Consider the following 16,114-nt stretch of genomic DNA (forward strand, 5'->3'; position numbering starts at 1 on the left):
CACATTATCGATATACCCAGAAGTCGCATAAGCGTGGTATGTGTACTCGCCGAAATGACAGCGTTGGATAAGGTGGTCAGAACCGATGAGCTAACGCAACACTACCGGTCGGGGAGATTCCGGTTGGCGGGGCCGTCGATAACTGAACCGTCGTGGTCGAACCGCGACCCGTGACACGGACAGTCCCACGTTCGTTCGGCGTCGTTCCACTCCACGAGACACTTCATGTGCGTACAGACCGCCGACACTCGGTGTAGTTCGCCGTCCTCGTCGCGGTGTTCGGCGACGGTGGTTCCGCCCTCGCGGACGACGCGTGCGTCGCCCGGTGCGAGCGACTCCCGCGTTCCGTGCGGCTTTCTCACCCAATCGGAGACGAACTGCGTCCCGGCGTTCGCGTTCTCCGAGAAGAACTTCCGGGCGGTTCCGAGCGGCGGTAAGCGTCCCGGGTCGAATGCGTCTGCCCACTCGCTTCCACTTCCCGCAATCTCGTCGGCGAGGATTCGGCCCGCTGCGACGCCGGTGGTCATCCCCCACCCGCCGAAACCCGTGGCGACGAAGACGTTCTGCTGCCACGGAGCAATGGGACCGACGAAGGGGACGCCGTCAGTCGACGTGTAATCCTGCGTCGACCACCGATAGACGACGTCCTCGACGTCGAACCGACGCCGTGCTTGCCGCTCTAGGGCCCGGTATCGTTCGCGCGTCGACCCACCTTGCCCTGTCTTGTGGTTCTGGCCGCCGACGAGGACGAACGACTCGCCGTCCGTCTCGTGTGACCGAACCGAGAAGTACGGGTCGCCAGCCCGATAGTACATCCCCTCCGGCGGCGGGTCGCGCGTTCGAACCGCGAGCACGTACGACCGCTTCGGGTACTGCCGGGCGAAGTACCCGGCGGGGTCGACGAGGGGAAAGTGGGTAGCGAGGACGACGTCGGCGGCGGTTACCGTCCCACCGGTCGTCTCGACGCGACACGGCTGGCCCGAGCGGAGGCCAGTTACTTTCGTCTCCTCGAAGATGTCGCTTCCGTCGCCTGCGATTTCGTCCGCGAGAGCGAGCAGATACTTCCGGGGATGAAACTGGGCCTGGTCGTCGAACCGAATCGCACAGTTCGCGTCGTCACCGAGGGGAACGTCCTCGACGAACGAAGCCGGAAGACCGAGGCTTCGGGCGGCCTCGACCTCCCGGCGTACCTTCCCGCGCTCGTTCGGGTCGTTGGCATAGGTGTACGCCGGGCGACGGCGGAAGTCGCAGTCCACCTCCTCGGCGCGCTCGGCGACGATGTCGATGGCGGCTTCGTTGGCCGTCGCGTACTGACGGGCCCGTTCGCGGCCGAAACGTGCCAATAAGTCGTGATAGACGAGACCGTGTTGGCTCGTCAGTTTGGCCGTCGTCCGCGCCGTGACACCCGAGACGATTCTGTCGGCTTCGAGCACGGCGACCGTGTGCCCAGCGTCTTTCAACTCCATCGCCGCCGAGAGACCCGCGATACCACCGCCGACGACCGCCACGTCCACCCGACGGTCCTCCACCAAGGGGTCGAAGTCCGTAGACTGCGTCGTCTCTAACCAGAGCGATGCGTCCGTTCCCGGAAGGTCGTTGAGTTCCATCGAATCCCCCAGAGCCCGGGATTCGACGCCGCTTCTGATAAGGAAGGTGGCCGTGTACCGGGGAAAATCGGCTACTGCATGTAGCCGAGGTCAGCCAACCGCTCTTCGACGTCCGCCTCTCCGTTCTCAATCACTGGACCCTCGTCACTCTCGTCGTATTCGGGATAGGACTGTGCGCCCGCGTCGGAAACGACGGGGATCACCGTTCCATCCATCCGCTCGCTGTACGGGACTCCCAGCGCGGACAGTATCGTCGGTGCCACGTCGAAGAGGTGTGCTTTCGCGGGCATCGCGTCGGGGTCGATTCCGGCTCCTTTCGCGGCGAAAACGCCCTCTAGTTTGTGATTCCACGGTTCGGTCGGGGGCGCGAAGTAGTCGCCCAGCAACTGGGCGGAGAGAAACTGCCCCATCTCGTTCGGAATCGTCACTATGTCCGGGGCGTTGTCCGCGTTTTTCCCGTGGAAGTACGCCTCGCGGGGTGCGACCTCACCGAAGACGGGTTCGTCGTCCGGCGTCTCGATCGCACGCAGTTTCGCTATCAGTTCGTCACGTACCTCGTCGTAGTCCTCCGGGGGAACGATTCCGTTCGGTTCGCGTCCCTGTAAGTTGATGCGAACGCCCAGTTCGGTTCGGGCACGCATGTAGGCGACCGAGTTCGGGAAGTCGACCTGCTCGTTGGCCGTCCGGGCCACGTTCTTCGGCGCGTACTGCTTGGCGATTTCTGCGAGGCCGACCTTCTCCAACCCGGTTCTGATGCGGCGCGCAGTGAAACCGAACTGCGCCGCTTTCGCCGCGAGGCGCTCTGCGGTGTTCGGTTCCCACGTTTTGGTGTCCTTTCCCTCACGCAGCTCTTCCTGAATCGGATTCCACGACGGCATGCCCTTGCCGCCTTTCCTCGCTTTCACGTAGCCCTCGTCGCGCAGGAACTCGTTGACGCGAAACTCGTACTTCTCGTACGGGCCCATCCCGTGGTCGCTCGCGATGAAGACCGTGTTCGGGTCACACGCTTCCAGTATCTCGCCGACCTGTCTGTCCGTCTCCTCGTAGACCGTCTTCACTTTCTCCCAGTCGCCTTCGAACTCGTGAAAGACGGTGTCCGGCTTCTGGAACTGGACGAAACCGAAATCGGGTTCGTGTTCGTCCGCGAGATAGCGGAACGCTTCGCCACGCATCCGGACGAGCGTCGTATACTCGTCCATCTTCTGTTCGTCTGTGAAATCGGAGTGCTCGCGGGAGTAGTTGGGATACACCCGGTACTCACCGATGGCATCGCGTATCTCCTCTAACACCCCGTCGGGATGACAACGCGGATTCTCGGGGCCGATGAATCCCGGCACGAGCGCACCGTCGAACTCGTCCGGCGGATGTGTCACCGGCACGTTGACGACGACGCTCGACAGACCGTGACGGTCGAGAAGCGACCAGATAGCGTGTTCTTCGACGTCGTTCCCACTGACTACACGGTAGTCGTACCCGTCGTACGTGACGAACCCACAGACGCCGTGCTGACCGGGATTGACTCCGGTGTACATCGACGGCCATGCACTCGGCGTCCACGGCGGCATCTGTGACTCCAGCGGTGCGGCCACACCGCCCTCACAAATCGACCGAATGTTCGGAGCGACGTCGTCCTCGTAGAGGCGCTCGAAGACGGGGAGACACCCCGCGTCGATACCGATGAGAAGAACGTCGACGTTGCCAGTCATGGTTTCTCACCCCGGATACGGATTCGGCCAGCGTGTGTCGTATCGTTCGTCGGACGGGCTAATCCACCCCGTTGCGCGACGCTCGCCAGACTCATTGTAGACCAGTACTGATTCGACTCATTTTATTATGTCACGCTTAAACTGAGCGGGCGATGTTTAGTCACCGTCGCCATCAGTGATAGTAACCCCCGGTTCGTCGATGACGGTCCGTTTCCACGTCCCGCGAGTGAACCAGAGCGTAGCGGCGATGGCTCCGACGACGTTCCCGAACGCCATCCCGACCCAGATGCCAGTCGGGCCGAGGTCGCGGACGAACGCGAGATAGTACACCGTCGGCACCCGCCCGAGCCACAACGCCACCATCGAGAACGCCATTGCCGTCTTGGTGTTTCCGGCACCGCGATACGCACCCAACAACACCTGCAACAGCGCCATGAACGCGAACTCGACGGAGCGAGTCCGAAGATACTCGCTCCCGTGGGCGATGGTCTGGGCCGCCTCTCGCGTTCCAGTCGCCATGAACACCCCCACGATGGGACCGGGAAACAAGGCCGCGACCACGGCGACGACGAGCATCACGGCAGAGCCGACCTTCGCGGCCAGCCAAACCGCTCGTTCCGCACGGTCTGGCTTCTTCGCACCGAGGTTCTGACCGACCATCGTGTTCGTCGCGCGACCCAGCCCCATTGCCGGGAGAAAAACGAGGGACGCAAGTCGATTACCAAGTCCGTAAGCACTGACCACTGGCGGCTGGAACTGAATGACCATCGCAGTCAGCGTAATCATCGCCAACGCGCTGGTGGACTGTTCGAGCGCGCTCGGCGTCCCGATGCGAACGATATCCCAGATGTAACCGAGGTCGGGGACGAGGTCGGTCATCCGAACGTCCGGCCCGGCGCGAGCGACGAACAGGACGTACAACCCGAGGACGGTGGCGATTCCCCGAGAGAGGATGGTAGCGAGTGCTGCACCCTGGATTTCCATCCCGTCGATGGGTCCCAACCCGAAGATGAGAACGGGGTCGAGAACGACGTTGATGACGACGCTGACGAACATGATTCGCATGGGCGTCCGGGTGTTGCCGTAGCCTCGCATCAGCGCGGAGAAGACGAAGAAACCGAACAGGAACGGCAGGCCGAGGAAGAACACTTCCATGTAGTAGCCAGCGAGCGGAACGACCTCCTCGGTCGTCGCTCCCTGCGATGGCATCACCGCGAGCATCGGGTCGGTGAGGAAGTAGCCGATGGTAGCGAGGACGACCGAGAGAAGCGTCACGAACGTCAGGATTTGCCCGGCCACCTTCCCCGCGGATCCTTCGCTTTTGGCCCCGGTGTACTGAGCGACGAGGATGCTTCCGGCGGTGGTGAACCCGCCCGCGATGGAGATGAGCAAGAAGATGAGCGGGAACGCGATGCTCATCGCGCCGACCGCGTCTGACGACAGCCGCCCCAGCCAGAAGGTGTCCGCGACGTTGTACATCACCTGCAAGAGCTGGATGGCGACGATCGGCCACGCGAGTTCGAACATCGGCCGCACCAGCCCACCCTCCGTGATAGAACCGCTGGGCTGTGTGCTAGTCATCGTGCTTTCGAAACGAAACAGGTCGGTTTCAATATTTCGAATCGCGAACGGTTTGGTAAAATTTGCCGTCTCTAGCGCCCACCCCCGTCCGTCACTGCCGGGCGGTCTGTCATGGTCGCTCGCTACCGACACCACACCCTGTCTCGAAGTAGAACGAAGCCAAGCGAACGGCGATTAGGGACTACATAACCCCCGGAGGTTCACGCGTGAGCGAGTACGGTTCGTCGACCTTCTCGACGTTCGTCCACCTCCGGGAGCACGGCGAGCCACTTCGTTACGGTGCTGGCACGTCGGTTCGCACTGGACCGCGATAGTTCCGATTCTGCTTCGAGCACGTCGGCGAGTTGATCCCGGGTCAGGTCCCAAACAGGTGGGTGTACGAACCGGGTTTACACGATGGAACCCGAAGACTCATGACCATCACACTCTCCGTTGGAGACGGTAGAAACCGAACTCATGATACTGATCGGAACGGTTATCGCCGACGCGACGACGGTCGTCGAGGACGGGGCAGTCGTCGTGGACGGCGGCACCATCGAGGCGGTCGGCGAACGCGCCGACGTGCTCGACCGCTTTCCCGAGCACGAAGTAGACGAGTACGACCTTCTGATGCCGGGGCTAGTCGGAGCGCACGTTCACTCGGTCCAGAGTCTCGGGCGAGGTATTGCAGACGACACGGAACTGCTCGACTGGCTCTTCGAGTACGTGCTCCCGATGGAGGCCGGCCTCGACGCCGACGAGATGGCCGTCGCCGCGAAGCTGGGCTACCTCGAACTCATAGAGAGCGGAACGACCACCTGCATCGACCACCTCTCGGTTCGTCACGCCGACCGAGCGTTCGAGGCCGCCGCCGAGATGGGTATCCGGGGGCGTCTCGGGAAGGTGTTGATGGACAAGAACGCTCCCGAAGGATTGCAGGAGGATACCGACGCGGGACTTCGGGAAACCGAGCGACTCATCGACCGCTATCACGGTTCGAACGACGGCCTGATTCGCTACGCCGTCACGCCGCGATTCGCCGTCACCTGCTCCGAAGAGTGTCTCCGCGGAGTGCGCCGCCTCGCGGACGACCACGAAGACGTGCGCATCCACACCCACGCGAGCGAGAACTGCGACGAGATAGCCACGGTCGAAGCCGAGACCGGCCACCGGAACATCCACTGGCTGGACGAGGTCGGGCTGACGGGCGAGGACGTGGTGCTCGCACACTGTGTCTGGACGGACGAATCGGAGCGCGAAGTGCTCGCCGAGACCGGCACACACGTCACCCACTGCCCCTCCTCGAACATGAAACTCGCCAGCGGCATCGCGCCCGTCGTCGAGTACTTAGACCGGGGAATCAACGTCGCAATCGGTAACGACGGTCCGCCCTGCAACAACACGCTCGACCCCTTCACCGAGATGCGACAGGCCAGTCTCCTCCAGAAAGTCGGCGAACTCGACGCGCAGGCGACCCCCGCCCGGACCATCTTCGAGATGGCGACGATAAACGGTGCGCGCGCCGCCGGATTCGAGCGCGTCGGGAAACTCCACGAAGGTTGGCAGGCCGACGTCGTCGGTCTGAAGACCGACCTGACCCGCGCCACGCCACTGTACGACCCGCTCTCGCACGCCGTCTTCTCGGCCCACGGCGACGACGTGGCGTTCACGATGGTCGCCGGAGAGGTCCTTCAACGGGACGGTGAGGTGGTCGTCGCCGACGCCGACGCGATTCGAGCGGAGGCGAACGAAATCGCGGCAGGACTCGACGTGGCTCCGGAGCACGGCGTGTTCTGAGACCGGCCTCCCGGCTATCGGGACTCGGAGATAGCGGGGTGTCGGGCTACCGAACTACCCCCTGAGCGTGGCTATCGCGGCGGCGGGGGTCGACCCGCGTGCAGAACGCCCGTCTGCGTCTCTGGCTATCCACTCGCCGTCGCTCGTCTGACGAACGGTCGGGCAGTCGGCAGGATCACGGATGGGGTACTCGGGGTCTCGCTGGAGGAGCATAGATGATTGCGTAGGTGTGGAATAGGTTAGTTATTCGTCACCTGTAAAGACGGTAGGGACTACCTGTGGGACGGTTTGGCGTGATACTCGGTGTAGAACGTGACGGGCGCGACGGGATTTAAACCACCTAAAGTGATGTTGAAAATAAGTTTCAGAACCCCTTCCGTGACTCGCGGTTCGCGCCACCGGCGCTGCACCGCTCACCCGCGACATCACGCGGTACTCGGCGCACAGCGCCTGCGCTTCCGCTCCGTGGGGAACCAAAGCTCGCGTTCAAGTGATCTGCGGGCCAGCCGATACCGTCCCCTCGGTTTGCGAGGCAATCATGACCAGACCCCGAATCGATAACGCCACAGGACGCCGTTGACTGGTACCTCGACGAAAAACGCACCGAACTTTCGACCGCCACTATCTACAGTCACACCTCGCGGCTTGGGCAATTCCTGCGCTGGTGTGACGAGCAGGACATCGACAACCTGAACACGCTCACTGGGCGTGACTTGCACCGCTACAAACTTTGGCGGCGCAACGAAGGCGACCTTCGCCCGGCCACCGTGAAGACCCAGATGGACACGCTGCGCGTGTTCATCCGCTGGTGTGAACTCGTAGACGCCGTCACGCTCGACCTCTCGACGAAAGTGCAATCACCGAGTCTCGCCCCCGGCGACAACGCTCGTGACGTACTGCTCGACACCGAGCAGGCCAACGCGGTGCTTGCCTACTTGGAAAAGTACGAGTACGCGTCCCTGCCGCACGTGACGCTCACGCTGTTGTGGCATACGATGATGCGGCGGGGGGCGGCACGAGCGCTCGACGTGGCCGATTATGACCCTAACGAACAACTGCTTGCGGTCACGCACCGGCCGGAGACGGGGACGCCAATAAAGAACGGCCAGGAAGGGGAGCGACTGGTCGCACTCAACGGCTGGGTGTGCCAACTGCTGGACGACTGGGTCGCCGACCGACGCCCCGACGTAGCCGATGACCACGGACGCGAGCCACTGTTGGCGACGGCACATGGCCGGATACATTTCACAACCATTCAGGGCTACGTGTACGATTACACTCGCCCCTGTGTCTACACCGATGAGTGTCCCCACGACCGGACGTCAGACACCTGCGAGGCAGCGCAGCAGGCAACGGCCTATAAGTGTCCGAGCAGTGTCTCGCCACACGCGGTTCGGCGAGGTGCCATCACGCACTGGTTATAGCGGGACGTGCCCCCACGGGTAGTGAGCGACCGGGCGAACGTCTCCCAGACGGTTATCGACGAACACTACGACCGCCGGACGGAACGCGAGAAGATGGAGTAACGACGGCAGTTCCTTGAGGACGTGTAGGGTACACAATCTACTCATCCGTCTCTATGTTTGAGACAACGGCTATAGGTACCGAAAAGCCGTGAATCGTACTGACTACAATTTTGGCGTCATCGTCACCAAGAGCGTAAAATTCGGATATCGAAGCAAGACTGAGGTCGCTGTCTGCGGTTAGCACCTTCATGAAGACATCTGCTTGCCATTCTACCTCGTTATCATCCAATCCTCAGTTCGCGTAGCTGGCGGCGATGAGAGTCGGAGAACGGAGTGTCTGGCAAGAAGATGTTAAATTTCAGAAAAAGCAGCCAAACTGTATGCTGGCCAAAAACAACCATCAAGGGAAAAATCATTCCTAAGTTGTCAAAAACACTGATACAGGCTCACACGCGACCCTCATTGCATGGGTACCCAAATCGAGAAGAAGAGGGAACGGCATCGGAATGAATCTCCGATGCCGATACGATACCGGAGATTCCACAGGACGTACTGGCGTTGGACTACGTCTTCCAATCAATCGGAAACGCACGACGGCGGTATCTGCTCTACACTCTACAATCCAAGACTGAGTGGTCCGTGACCGAGCTTGCCACCAAGGTCGCTGCGTGGGAGACGGACACGCCCGAGGCCGACGTGCCACAAGAGGACATCGACCGGATGTATGTGTCTCTCTACCACGCACATATCCCGAAGCTGGTCGATGAGCGGGTCATCGAGTTCGACAGGGAGCGCGAGACGATTAAACCCGACGAATACGCTGAGCAGGTCTTGGTCGCATTGGCGGGAGCCGGTGCCAGCCTCGATAGCAGACAAGAAATCCACGCACGGAGGGAAATGAATGACGAGGAGAGTGACATCGACGCTGACGTGGATAGTGGGTGGCGTCTCGTGCAGCAGGCCCACTACGACCGCGCTGGACGAGATGACCTGACGACGATTATTGCGGCGGTCGCCGACGCCGAAGGGGTGTCGCCACCGGACATAACCGAGCCGGTCCTGTACGACTGTGTCGATATCGCTGCGCTGGAAGATGCCTTCTTTGGGCCTTCCGTAGCGGGCGAACGTCGGGACGCTGTCGGCAGTGTTGAGTTCCAGTTCGCCGAGTATCGTATCGAACTCAAAAGCGATGGCTGGATTGCAGTGTACGAACCCGCTGACTGAGCGAGCTTGGTGCTGCGAGAGGAGACGAAAAGCAACGACGTAAGCGGGGAGCAGACCATCCGCTTTTGTTCTTGTCTGGCAAAATCCGGATGAACTGCAACCATCAGTGGAGATTGACAACGCGCTCTCACACTCCCATAGTTAGTTGTTTGACTCCAAGAGAGTCCAACCTCCTTCAGGGAGGTCAGTACGTGCGCATCACCACATAGAATCGTGGGTGCGTCGCTCGTCACCTTTGCTGTCGAATCGTTCTATTGCGGGTGATGCAGACGGTTGCGCCGCCACCCCAGAGTTACAGGCGGATGAGTTCGCCGGGGAATGACGTGCATCGTTATACCCGCTGGACGACGAGCCACGTGAGGATGCCAAGGGCGATGAATGCGGCCGCGAGCGTGCGATCCGTCTGCCAGAGGCTGAAGCCGCCAGCGATGAGTGCAGCAGGGACACCGGCGCTTCGAACACGGTCAGGGACTGCTGGGCGTGGTTTCGATGTCATAGTACTCCTCTTGAGGGCGTGGTGCCTCTCGAGTCACATCCTTACAAATGAACCGCATTCGGATTAAATTAAATTCTTATCCAGAGTGGAAGTGGACGAAGCCGACGACCGGCATACGGAGCGCGAGACAATGGAGTACTGGCGGCCGTTCCTTGACAATGTAGAATTTTCGAATACATTCCACTCAGAGTACGCCGACATACCGGGGACTGGTTCGCAGTGAGCATCAGTCCGGGTGAAAAAGTGGTCTCAGTCGAATCAGGCGTTACGCCCGGTACGCTTGAGAACGTCCTGTTTGGTGAGGTTGAGGGTCGTTTCGAGGAAGCTTGCGAGGCTAAACTTCTCGGGGATGACGCCGAGTTGCTGCATGAGGCCGAGCGAGTCCCAAACCGCCCATCCTTCGACGACCTTCCCGTCCTCAAATCGGTGAATCATGATGCCCGGCACTGGGTTGCCCGCCTTCCCAGTCGGGGGAACACCCATGAATTCTCCCTCGTGGGTGCCGACAACGGTGAATCCGATGGCAATCATGTCCTCCTCGGCGAACATGAACTCGACGGTCATCTCCAAGTCCGGGAACCCGGTCCGCACCGCACGGATGAACTCCTTGAACCCGTCGAGGTAGACGGATTCGCCCTCGAAGCCGAACCAATGTCCGACGTATTCTTCGGACATTAGTTCGTCAATGCGGTCGAAGTTGCCCTGGTTCCAGACCTCCGTCACGAACCGCTGTTCTTTGTCTTTCATCTGGTCGGTAGTGTGTGCTGTAGTTGGCATTGGACTCCGTTCTTATTGACATCAGACAAGACGAAAAGTATCTCTTCTCTTTCTCACCCGGTGAGAAGCAACGAGATGGCTAAACACTTGAAGAACGGCCGACACTATCTCTCGGAACGTCACGGAGTGCAAAACGGACAGAAAGACACGAACGGGGGTGGACTCGAACCACCGGGGCCACGAGATGGCCGCCATCGACGACCCAAGGCAGAGCATCGATGGTGCTTCTACCAACAAGCAACCCGTTCTCATCCCGGAAATCCACGTAGGGCAAGTTGTCTGGTCGTGTCAGGGACGTTGTGGCACGACCAGACGGACCACATGGTGGTTTGACAGGCGTTGGTTCGCTCACGATACTCGAACGTTGCAGGGACATGCCAGCGCGCTCCTGCCACGCTCGCAGTTGTTCCAAAGACCGCATCAAGTGTTGTTATACGGTGCCTACCCGGAAAATAACGGTAAAGAAAACGATATGAATCGTAAGTAGAGAGACGCCGACTGGAATCGCTGTGGCCGCGAACGTGGCTGAAGACATCAAGCCGCGAATGAGATGACAGATTCGTCGCTACACGCACGGTTCTTATGAGTTCGATATCGACCCACGAGAATCAGTGGCTGAAGACGACCCATTGCGAGGCCCTCCGCGGCAACACTCGTCAGTGACGCCCGGAATGGTACTTCTTCGAACAATAGCCCCGTTCTGACTAAGCGGGGAGTCGTGCCGGGTGGCGATGGTACGCCACTCCAGCTGGCAATCCAGGAGTGCCCACCGCCAGCCGGACAAAGGGCGATTCTGCCCTGCTGACGGTGAGTGGAACGGATACACGCGACACAAACACGTTGTTTATCGGAGCGTCATACGTTGGCGCTTGGTGGGTGCTTCGGTACGACGCCCCGACTGCACCGTTGTCTGCCCCAGACATTGTTATACGGTGCCTGAATACAAAACAAATAAAATAATTATGATAGGAGTATCGTTATAGGCGGGTCACGGCGATGCGACATAGACGCCCCATCCTGTGGGTGGTCACCCGGGAGTGTCGGCGGAGAGCGCCCACGCTTCCGTTCGGCGTGCCGTCCGAAGGTCGGCGAGCAGTGTATCGACCGCTTCGTCAGCGGCCCAGCCCATCCCCTGCTCGGTCGCCTGTCGGCGACGGGCGGTCTCGTCGAAGTCGTCACCTATTGTGTTTATTCTGGTGACAATCACGCGACTGACGTTCGGGCGGTGCGGTCTCCCTGTCATGCGAATTTTGAAAATCCGTAATTGGACCGCTCCATTGGGGGCGTACATCGCCAGTGCATCCACAGTCTTCATTACTCGCTCTTCGATACCCCGTAAGTTTGGAGTTCACCAGTTACGACCCGATAAACGGACACAAACGGTCCCGCCCGTTCATCAACGACTTCCCCGATAGAGCGACCTGGGTGGGGCGGACAGCACAGCGGCGTGTGTCCGACAGTCTCGCTCCCGCCCGGAGAGATACACCATGAACAAAGCGCTTCGTGTATTGGTCGGGATGGCCGTCCTCGGGACGGTCGTCACGGCCAGCTTTACCGGTGCGGTTACAGCACGGGACCAAGCGAACGAAATCGACCAAGAACAGGACAGCTATCAGGAAGCTTCCGCTTCTGTAGACCAGTCTCAGGATGTGGACCAGTCGAACGACAATCAGCAGACGCAGTTTGGTGCGATAGCGCTCGGCGGCGAGGCTGAAGCCGAGCAAGAGAGCGAGTAGGTCAATGCCAACGCACAGGTCGGTGTCGCGAGCGCGTCGAACGAGAACTACCAGAGTCAGGAAGCGAACGACAACGAACAGGAAAATGAAGCCGACGATGGGGATATACTACCACCTGAGGGCGGTAACGGTGGCCCCGGTGGGAACGTCGGTCAATAATCACGGCAACCCTCACTTTCGGTGGCAGTGTTCTTTCGATTTACTCATCACGCGAACGGCGTTCGAGCGGTCCGCTTGGGCTCAGTGTCAGCATACGCTTCGTGGCATGCCAGTGCCAACGCGTCCACACAGTCATCTTGCTGGCTTGCCGGAGCGCTGTAGCGGACGTTCCCCGCATTCGTTACTTCGTACTCAAACGCCTGGCGTTCACGCTGGAGCACGAGGGTTGTCGGCAGCGACAGTGCCCACTATGAAGAACAATAAGGGTGTAAAAAGCACGAACGAGGATGGACTCGAACCACCGAGGCCACAGAGTGGCCGCCATCGACGACCCAAGGCAGAACATCGATGGTGCTTCTACCAACAAGCAACCCGTTCTCGTCCCGGAATCCACCAGGGAGGAGAGCGTGGTCGTGCCGGGAAGTGGGACACGACCACGCCGGTGTGGAAATGGCGTAAGACAACCGTGTTGGTTCTTTATGCTCGAACGTCGCGGGCGCATGGTGCCAGGCAAATCCCTGCGACGCTCGCACTTTTTCCAATGGCCGAGCTGGATATTGTTATACGGTGTCTAAAGTTACTGAAAGCGGGACGGAATCAAGTAGGGACAAAATCACAAAGAACCAATCACTGCTCTTTACGGGGTCGCGCAGAAGGCTGCCCACACGCCACGGGACTGTTCGGATACGGTCCCACGGTGGGGAATGAGACGGGACGACCGTGGGCGTCTGGAGCAGACCACCTACTCATCGTGTTCCGAGGTGAACTCGCTTGGGACAGTCTCGGTGAGCGACGCCACGTGAGAGAGAAGTGACTCCAACTGCTGGTGCTCAGTATACTGCACCTTCTGTGTCTCCGCATTATAAGTGATGAGGCCAAGGTTCATTAACTTCGGAAGATGGACGTGATGCAACCTCTGTCGCAGGTGGCGTTGTGACTGGTCGGCGCCAGTGGCCTTCGACTGGAGGTGGTCAACGACCTCGGCGACGGAACAGTGGGCCTCTGAGTTGGACGACAGGTACGAAAGAATGTGCCGGCGCTGTGAGTCAGCGACGGCTTTTAATATGTCATCGATGGCTATCGAGTTGCGTTTCGAGCCAGTGGGTTGGTTCATCGTCAATGTACAATAGCGTCATCCCAATTAATAGAGGGGTTGTTCTCACTGGGTATTTATAAGAGGGAATGGGGGCTACAAGCTACTCTCGGTCGGGGGTTTCCTCCGCGTCGAGCAACGTCTGTTCGAGCAGGGCTTTATTCCCGCGTCGAATCCGTTCTGAGAGTGCCTGTTGACTGATGTCTAATTCCTCCGCTAACTCGGTGAGCGTCACGGGACTGGGTGACTCGAAATAGCCTCGCTGGAGCGCGAGCAGCAGTGCGTCGCGCTGGTCGTCGGTGAGCGACACTGCTGGTTGCGTCTGTCCCACCTCCCGGAGCGTAAACACACGCCCGAGCGTGTAGTCGACGTCGTTGTTCAGCGAGTAGTTGTGGAACGCAGAGAGGTCGTCATATGAGGGAAAGAGCAGCTCGAATGACCACTCCTCGCCGTCGTATCCGTGTGCATTGCGGATGATTCCGTTCGTCTCTCGGAGCCCTTCGAGGAAGGCTTCGTCGGGAATCTCCCAGTGCATCAGATAGAGGATGCGGTCCTCGATGCGGTCAAGCTCCGAGAGGTCAGTGACGTACGGGCTGTCTCGTACGCGCCGTTCGAACTCATTGTCATCGAAGTCCTCCCCCCACACCCAGAACAGCGGGACGACGTTCCCACCGACCGGGACGACTCGTTCAAATTCGATGTGGGTGGTCGTCCCGACTGTAAGGAGTTCTCCCAACGGGAAAGCACGTGGACTCATGCTGAGTTCTGTAACGACCGCCATGTCCTATTCATCGATAGCCGAACGGCCTTAGTAACTCCGGGACAAGGACTCCCAAGGACACGCAGGGCACGATGCTATGCAAACGGCGTTCGGGCGGGGCGCTTCAGGTCGGTATCGGCGTGCTCTTCGTGACACGCCAGCACCTATCGGAGACAGCGACTCGTCATACTGACCGTCGGTGGCGGCCGTTCCCAGTGTTACTGCCGCCAACTCACTACCGTCGGGAGTTGCACCAGTGTTCTCCGCCATGAATTTAAGAGTTTGCCAGCCGTCTATCCCTACGAGAGCGGCAATGAGCACGAATTATCTCGACCAGTTTGAGGAGTTACGGCCCCTGCTTGAACTGATTGACAACCATCGGGACGAACTCCTCGACGGATGGGTGTGAATCGGTCAACCTTTCTATTCAGTACGCCGATTCTATCAGTCGTTGAGGGTTTTCAACAGAGCCACCAGCGAGGCTATCCGTGGGTGATGAAACGCCATGGTGGAGTGGCGGCGATACGTTTATGCGGATATCTCGCGTTTAGCTCTCTGCAAATCGAGGGACGATACCGATGGCGACCCGTAGCAGGTTCAAATCACCTTGCAACGTTGCGCGCTGGGTTATAAGGAACCCGCCGCAGGCGATTGGATTCGAATCGACCCGCGAGTGCACGGGCGCGACGGGATTTGAACCCGCGACATCTTGGTCCGGAACCAAGAACTCTGTCCACTGAGCTACGCGCCCTCACCCAGTTCTACTTCCCCGGCGGCATTAAGATTTCGACCCGGCCGTTTCTCGACACCGCCCCGGGACCTCGTCCCCGGGTGGCAGACGACGTCCCGATGACAGGTCGAGCCGGACGGTGTGGCACTCGACGTGATTCGAACGGATTTCGACGCTTCGAGTCGAGAGTTTCGACCCGAAAGAAGAGTGTGGAAGCCAGTCAGGGCGTCTCGTTCGTTTCGATGCTGATGTCGGCCTGCGGATACGCGGTACAAGAGAGGATGTACCCGTTGTCGAGTTCGTCGTCGCTGAGCGTGTCGTTGTTGCTGTGGACGACGTCGTCGGGGTCTCCGTCGACGATTTTTGCGCCACAGGAAAGACACGACCCTTCTCGGCAGGAGTACGGCAGGTCCCAGCCTTCGTCTTCGCCCGCTTCCAGGAGGGTCTCGTTGTTACCGACTTCGATGGTCGAGCCTTCCTTGACGTACTCGACGTCGAAGTACTCGATTTCGTCCTCCGGGATGGCGGCGGGATCGAACCCTTCTTCTTCTTCCGCTTCTTCCTCGCCCGCGAGTTCACCTTCCGCACCGGCACCGACGGCGACCCCACCGCCGCCACCGATGGAACGATTCATCGGTTCGGGGAAGTCCGTTTCGGGGACACTCGCTGCACGCTTGTCGAGCACTTCCTGGGAGATGTCGTCTGCTATACGCCATTCGGTTCCCCGAGTGAAGTGCAGAGCCACTGCGGTGAGTGCAAACAGTAGCCCGAGTCCCAGACCCAGTTCGTTTACCATATGGCGGTGGCTACGGAGTGGTGGTTTAACAGCATTGTGATTGACGCGAGTAGGAAGGAGGGTACCGAATCACTGGCACGTACCAGAGTCGCTAGTTGTCCACTCTCTCGATAACGGCGGCAGCAAAAGCTCGGTCTCACACCGGAAGGACACCGAAAGCGAGACGAAGAACCCTACGAACGCTGCGGAGAGTCGAGAAGGTATCGA

At 59.8% G+C, this 16,114-nt stretch carries 13 protein-coding genes, 1 tRNA gene and 1 pseudogene; 4 read left to right on the top strand and 11 right to left on the bottom strand.

Features of this window, described 5'->3' with window-relative positions; translation table 11 throughout:
* Positions 1-101: 101 nt before the first annotated feature.
* The 3 genes from ACR3FF_RS05990 to ACR3FF_RS06000 all read right to left on the bottom strand — a co-directional run bounded on the left by ACR3FF_RS05990 (position 102) and on the right by ACR3FF_RS06000 (position 4,894).
* Positions 102-1,607 (bottom strand): FAD-dependent oxidoreductase, encoded by a 1,506-nt coding sequence (locus ACR3FF_RS05990; RefSeq protein ID WP_458186930.1) that lies wholly within the window; start codon positions 1,605-1,607, stop codon positions 102-104.
* A 71-nt stretch (positions 1,608-1,678) separates the two neighbouring features.
* Positions 1,679-3,313: an alkaline phosphatase family protein gene (locus ACR3FF_RS05995; RefSeq protein WP_458186932.1), complete on the bottom strand. Its 1,635-nt coding sequence runs from the start codon at positions 3,311-3,313 to the stop codon at positions 1,679-1,681.
* Positions 3,314-3,469: 156 nt separating this feature from the next.
* On the bottom strand, positions 3,470-4,894 hold the full coding sequence (locus ACR3FF_RS06000) for an MATE family efflux transporter (protein WP_458186934.1): 1,425 nt from the start codon (positions 4,892-4,894) through the stop codon (positions 3,470-3,472).
* Between the two features lie 456 nt (positions 4,895-5,350).
* On the opposite strand from ACR3FF_RS06000, the gene ACR3FF_RS06005 reads away from it, so the two are divergent.
* Complete coding sequence (locus ACR3FF_RS06005; protein WP_458186951.1) at positions 5,351-6,670, top strand: 5'-deoxyadenosine deaminase; 1,320 nt, start codon at positions 5,351-5,353, stop codon at positions 6,668-6,670.
* Between the two features lie 54 nt (positions 6,671-6,724).
* On the opposite strand, the gene ACR3FF_RS06010 is transcribed toward ACR3FF_RS06005, so the two are convergent.
* Positions 6,725-6,883, bottom strand: coding sequence for a hypothetical protein (locus tag ACR3FF_RS06010; RefSeq protein WP_458186936.1), 159 nt, complete (start codon positions 6,881-6,883; stop codon positions 6,725-6,727).
* A gap of 344 nt (positions 6,884-7,227) precedes the next feature.
* Between ACR3FF_RS06010 and ACR3FF_RS06015 the strand changes: the two are divergent.
* Both ACR3FF_RS06015 and ACR3FF_RS06020 read left to right on the top strand, forming a co-directional pair.
* A pseudogene (locus tag ACR3FF_RS06015) lies at positions 7,228-8,196 on the top strand (tyrosine-type recombinase/integrase).
* 498 nt (positions 8,197-8,694) lie between these two features.
* Complete coding sequence (locus ACR3FF_RS06020) at positions 8,695-9,360, top strand: DUF7344 domain-containing protein (protein ID WP_458186938.1); 666 nt, start codon at positions 8,695-8,697, stop codon at positions 9,358-9,360.
* A gap of 331 nt (positions 9,361-9,691) precedes the next feature.
* Here the strand turns inward: ACR3FF_RS06020 and ACR3FF_RS06025 are convergent, their stop codons facing one another.
* The 3 genes from ACR3FF_RS06025 to ACR3FF_RS06035 form a co-directional block, all read right to left on the bottom strand.
* A complete protein-coding gene (locus tag ACR3FF_RS06025) occupies positions 9,692-9,856 on the bottom strand; it encodes a hypothetical protein (protein ID WP_458186940.1) in 165 nt (54 codons plus the stop codon).
* Between the two features lie 258 nt (positions 9,857-10,114).
* Positions 10,115-10,633, bottom strand: a complete 519-nt coding sequence (locus ACR3FF_RS06030; protein ID WP_458186941.1) for an ester cyclase — start codon at positions 10,631-10,633, stop codon at positions 10,115-10,117.
* A gap of 1,027 nt (positions 10,634-11,660) precedes the next feature.
* The gene (locus ACR3FF_RS06035; RefSeq protein ID WP_458186942.1) at positions 11,661-11,948 is read right to left on the bottom strand and encodes a hypothetical protein; all 288 of its coding nucleotides are present in this window, start codon (positions 11,946-11,948) and stop codon (positions 11,661-11,663) included.
* Positions 11,949-12,120: 172 nt separating this feature from the next.
* Here ACR3FF_RS06035 and ACR3FF_RS06040 point away from each other — a divergent pair, with 172 nt between their 5' ends.
* Entirely contained in the window at positions 12,121-12,369 is a 249-nt protein-coding gene (locus ACR3FF_RS06040; RefSeq protein WP_458186944.1) for a hypothetical protein, read from the top strand.
* 901 nt (positions 12,370-13,270) lie between these two features.
* Here ACR3FF_RS06040 and ACR3FF_RS06045 read toward each other — a convergent pair.
* The 4 genes from ACR3FF_RS06045 to ACR3FF_RS06060 form a co-directional block, all read right to left on the bottom strand.
* Positions 13,271-13,642, bottom strand: a complete 372-nt coding sequence (locus tag ACR3FF_RS06045) for a DUF7344 domain-containing protein (RefSeq protein ID WP_458186945.1) — start codon at positions 13,640-13,642, stop codon at positions 13,271-13,273.
* An 82-nt stretch (positions 13,643-13,724) separates the two neighbouring features.
* A complete protein-coding gene (locus ACR3FF_RS06050) occupies positions 13,725-14,378 on the bottom strand; it encodes a helix-turn-helix domain-containing protein (RefSeq protein ID WP_458186946.1) in 654 nt (217 codons plus the stop codon).
* Between the two features lie 681 nt (positions 14,379-15,059).
* Positions 15,060-15,132, bottom strand: a tRNA-Arg gene (locus ACR3FF_RS06055).
* A gap of 199 nt (positions 15,133-15,331) precedes the next feature.
* The gene (locus ACR3FF_RS06060; protein WP_458186948.1) at positions 15,332-15,907 is read right to left on the bottom strand and encodes a 2Fe-2S iron-sulfur cluster-binding protein; all 576 of its coding nucleotides are present in this window, start codon (positions 15,905-15,907) and stop codon (positions 15,332-15,334) included.
* Between the last annotated feature and the right edge of the window lie 207 nt (positions 15,908-16,114).

This window comes from Haladaptatus ordinarius (assembly GCF_054177595.1).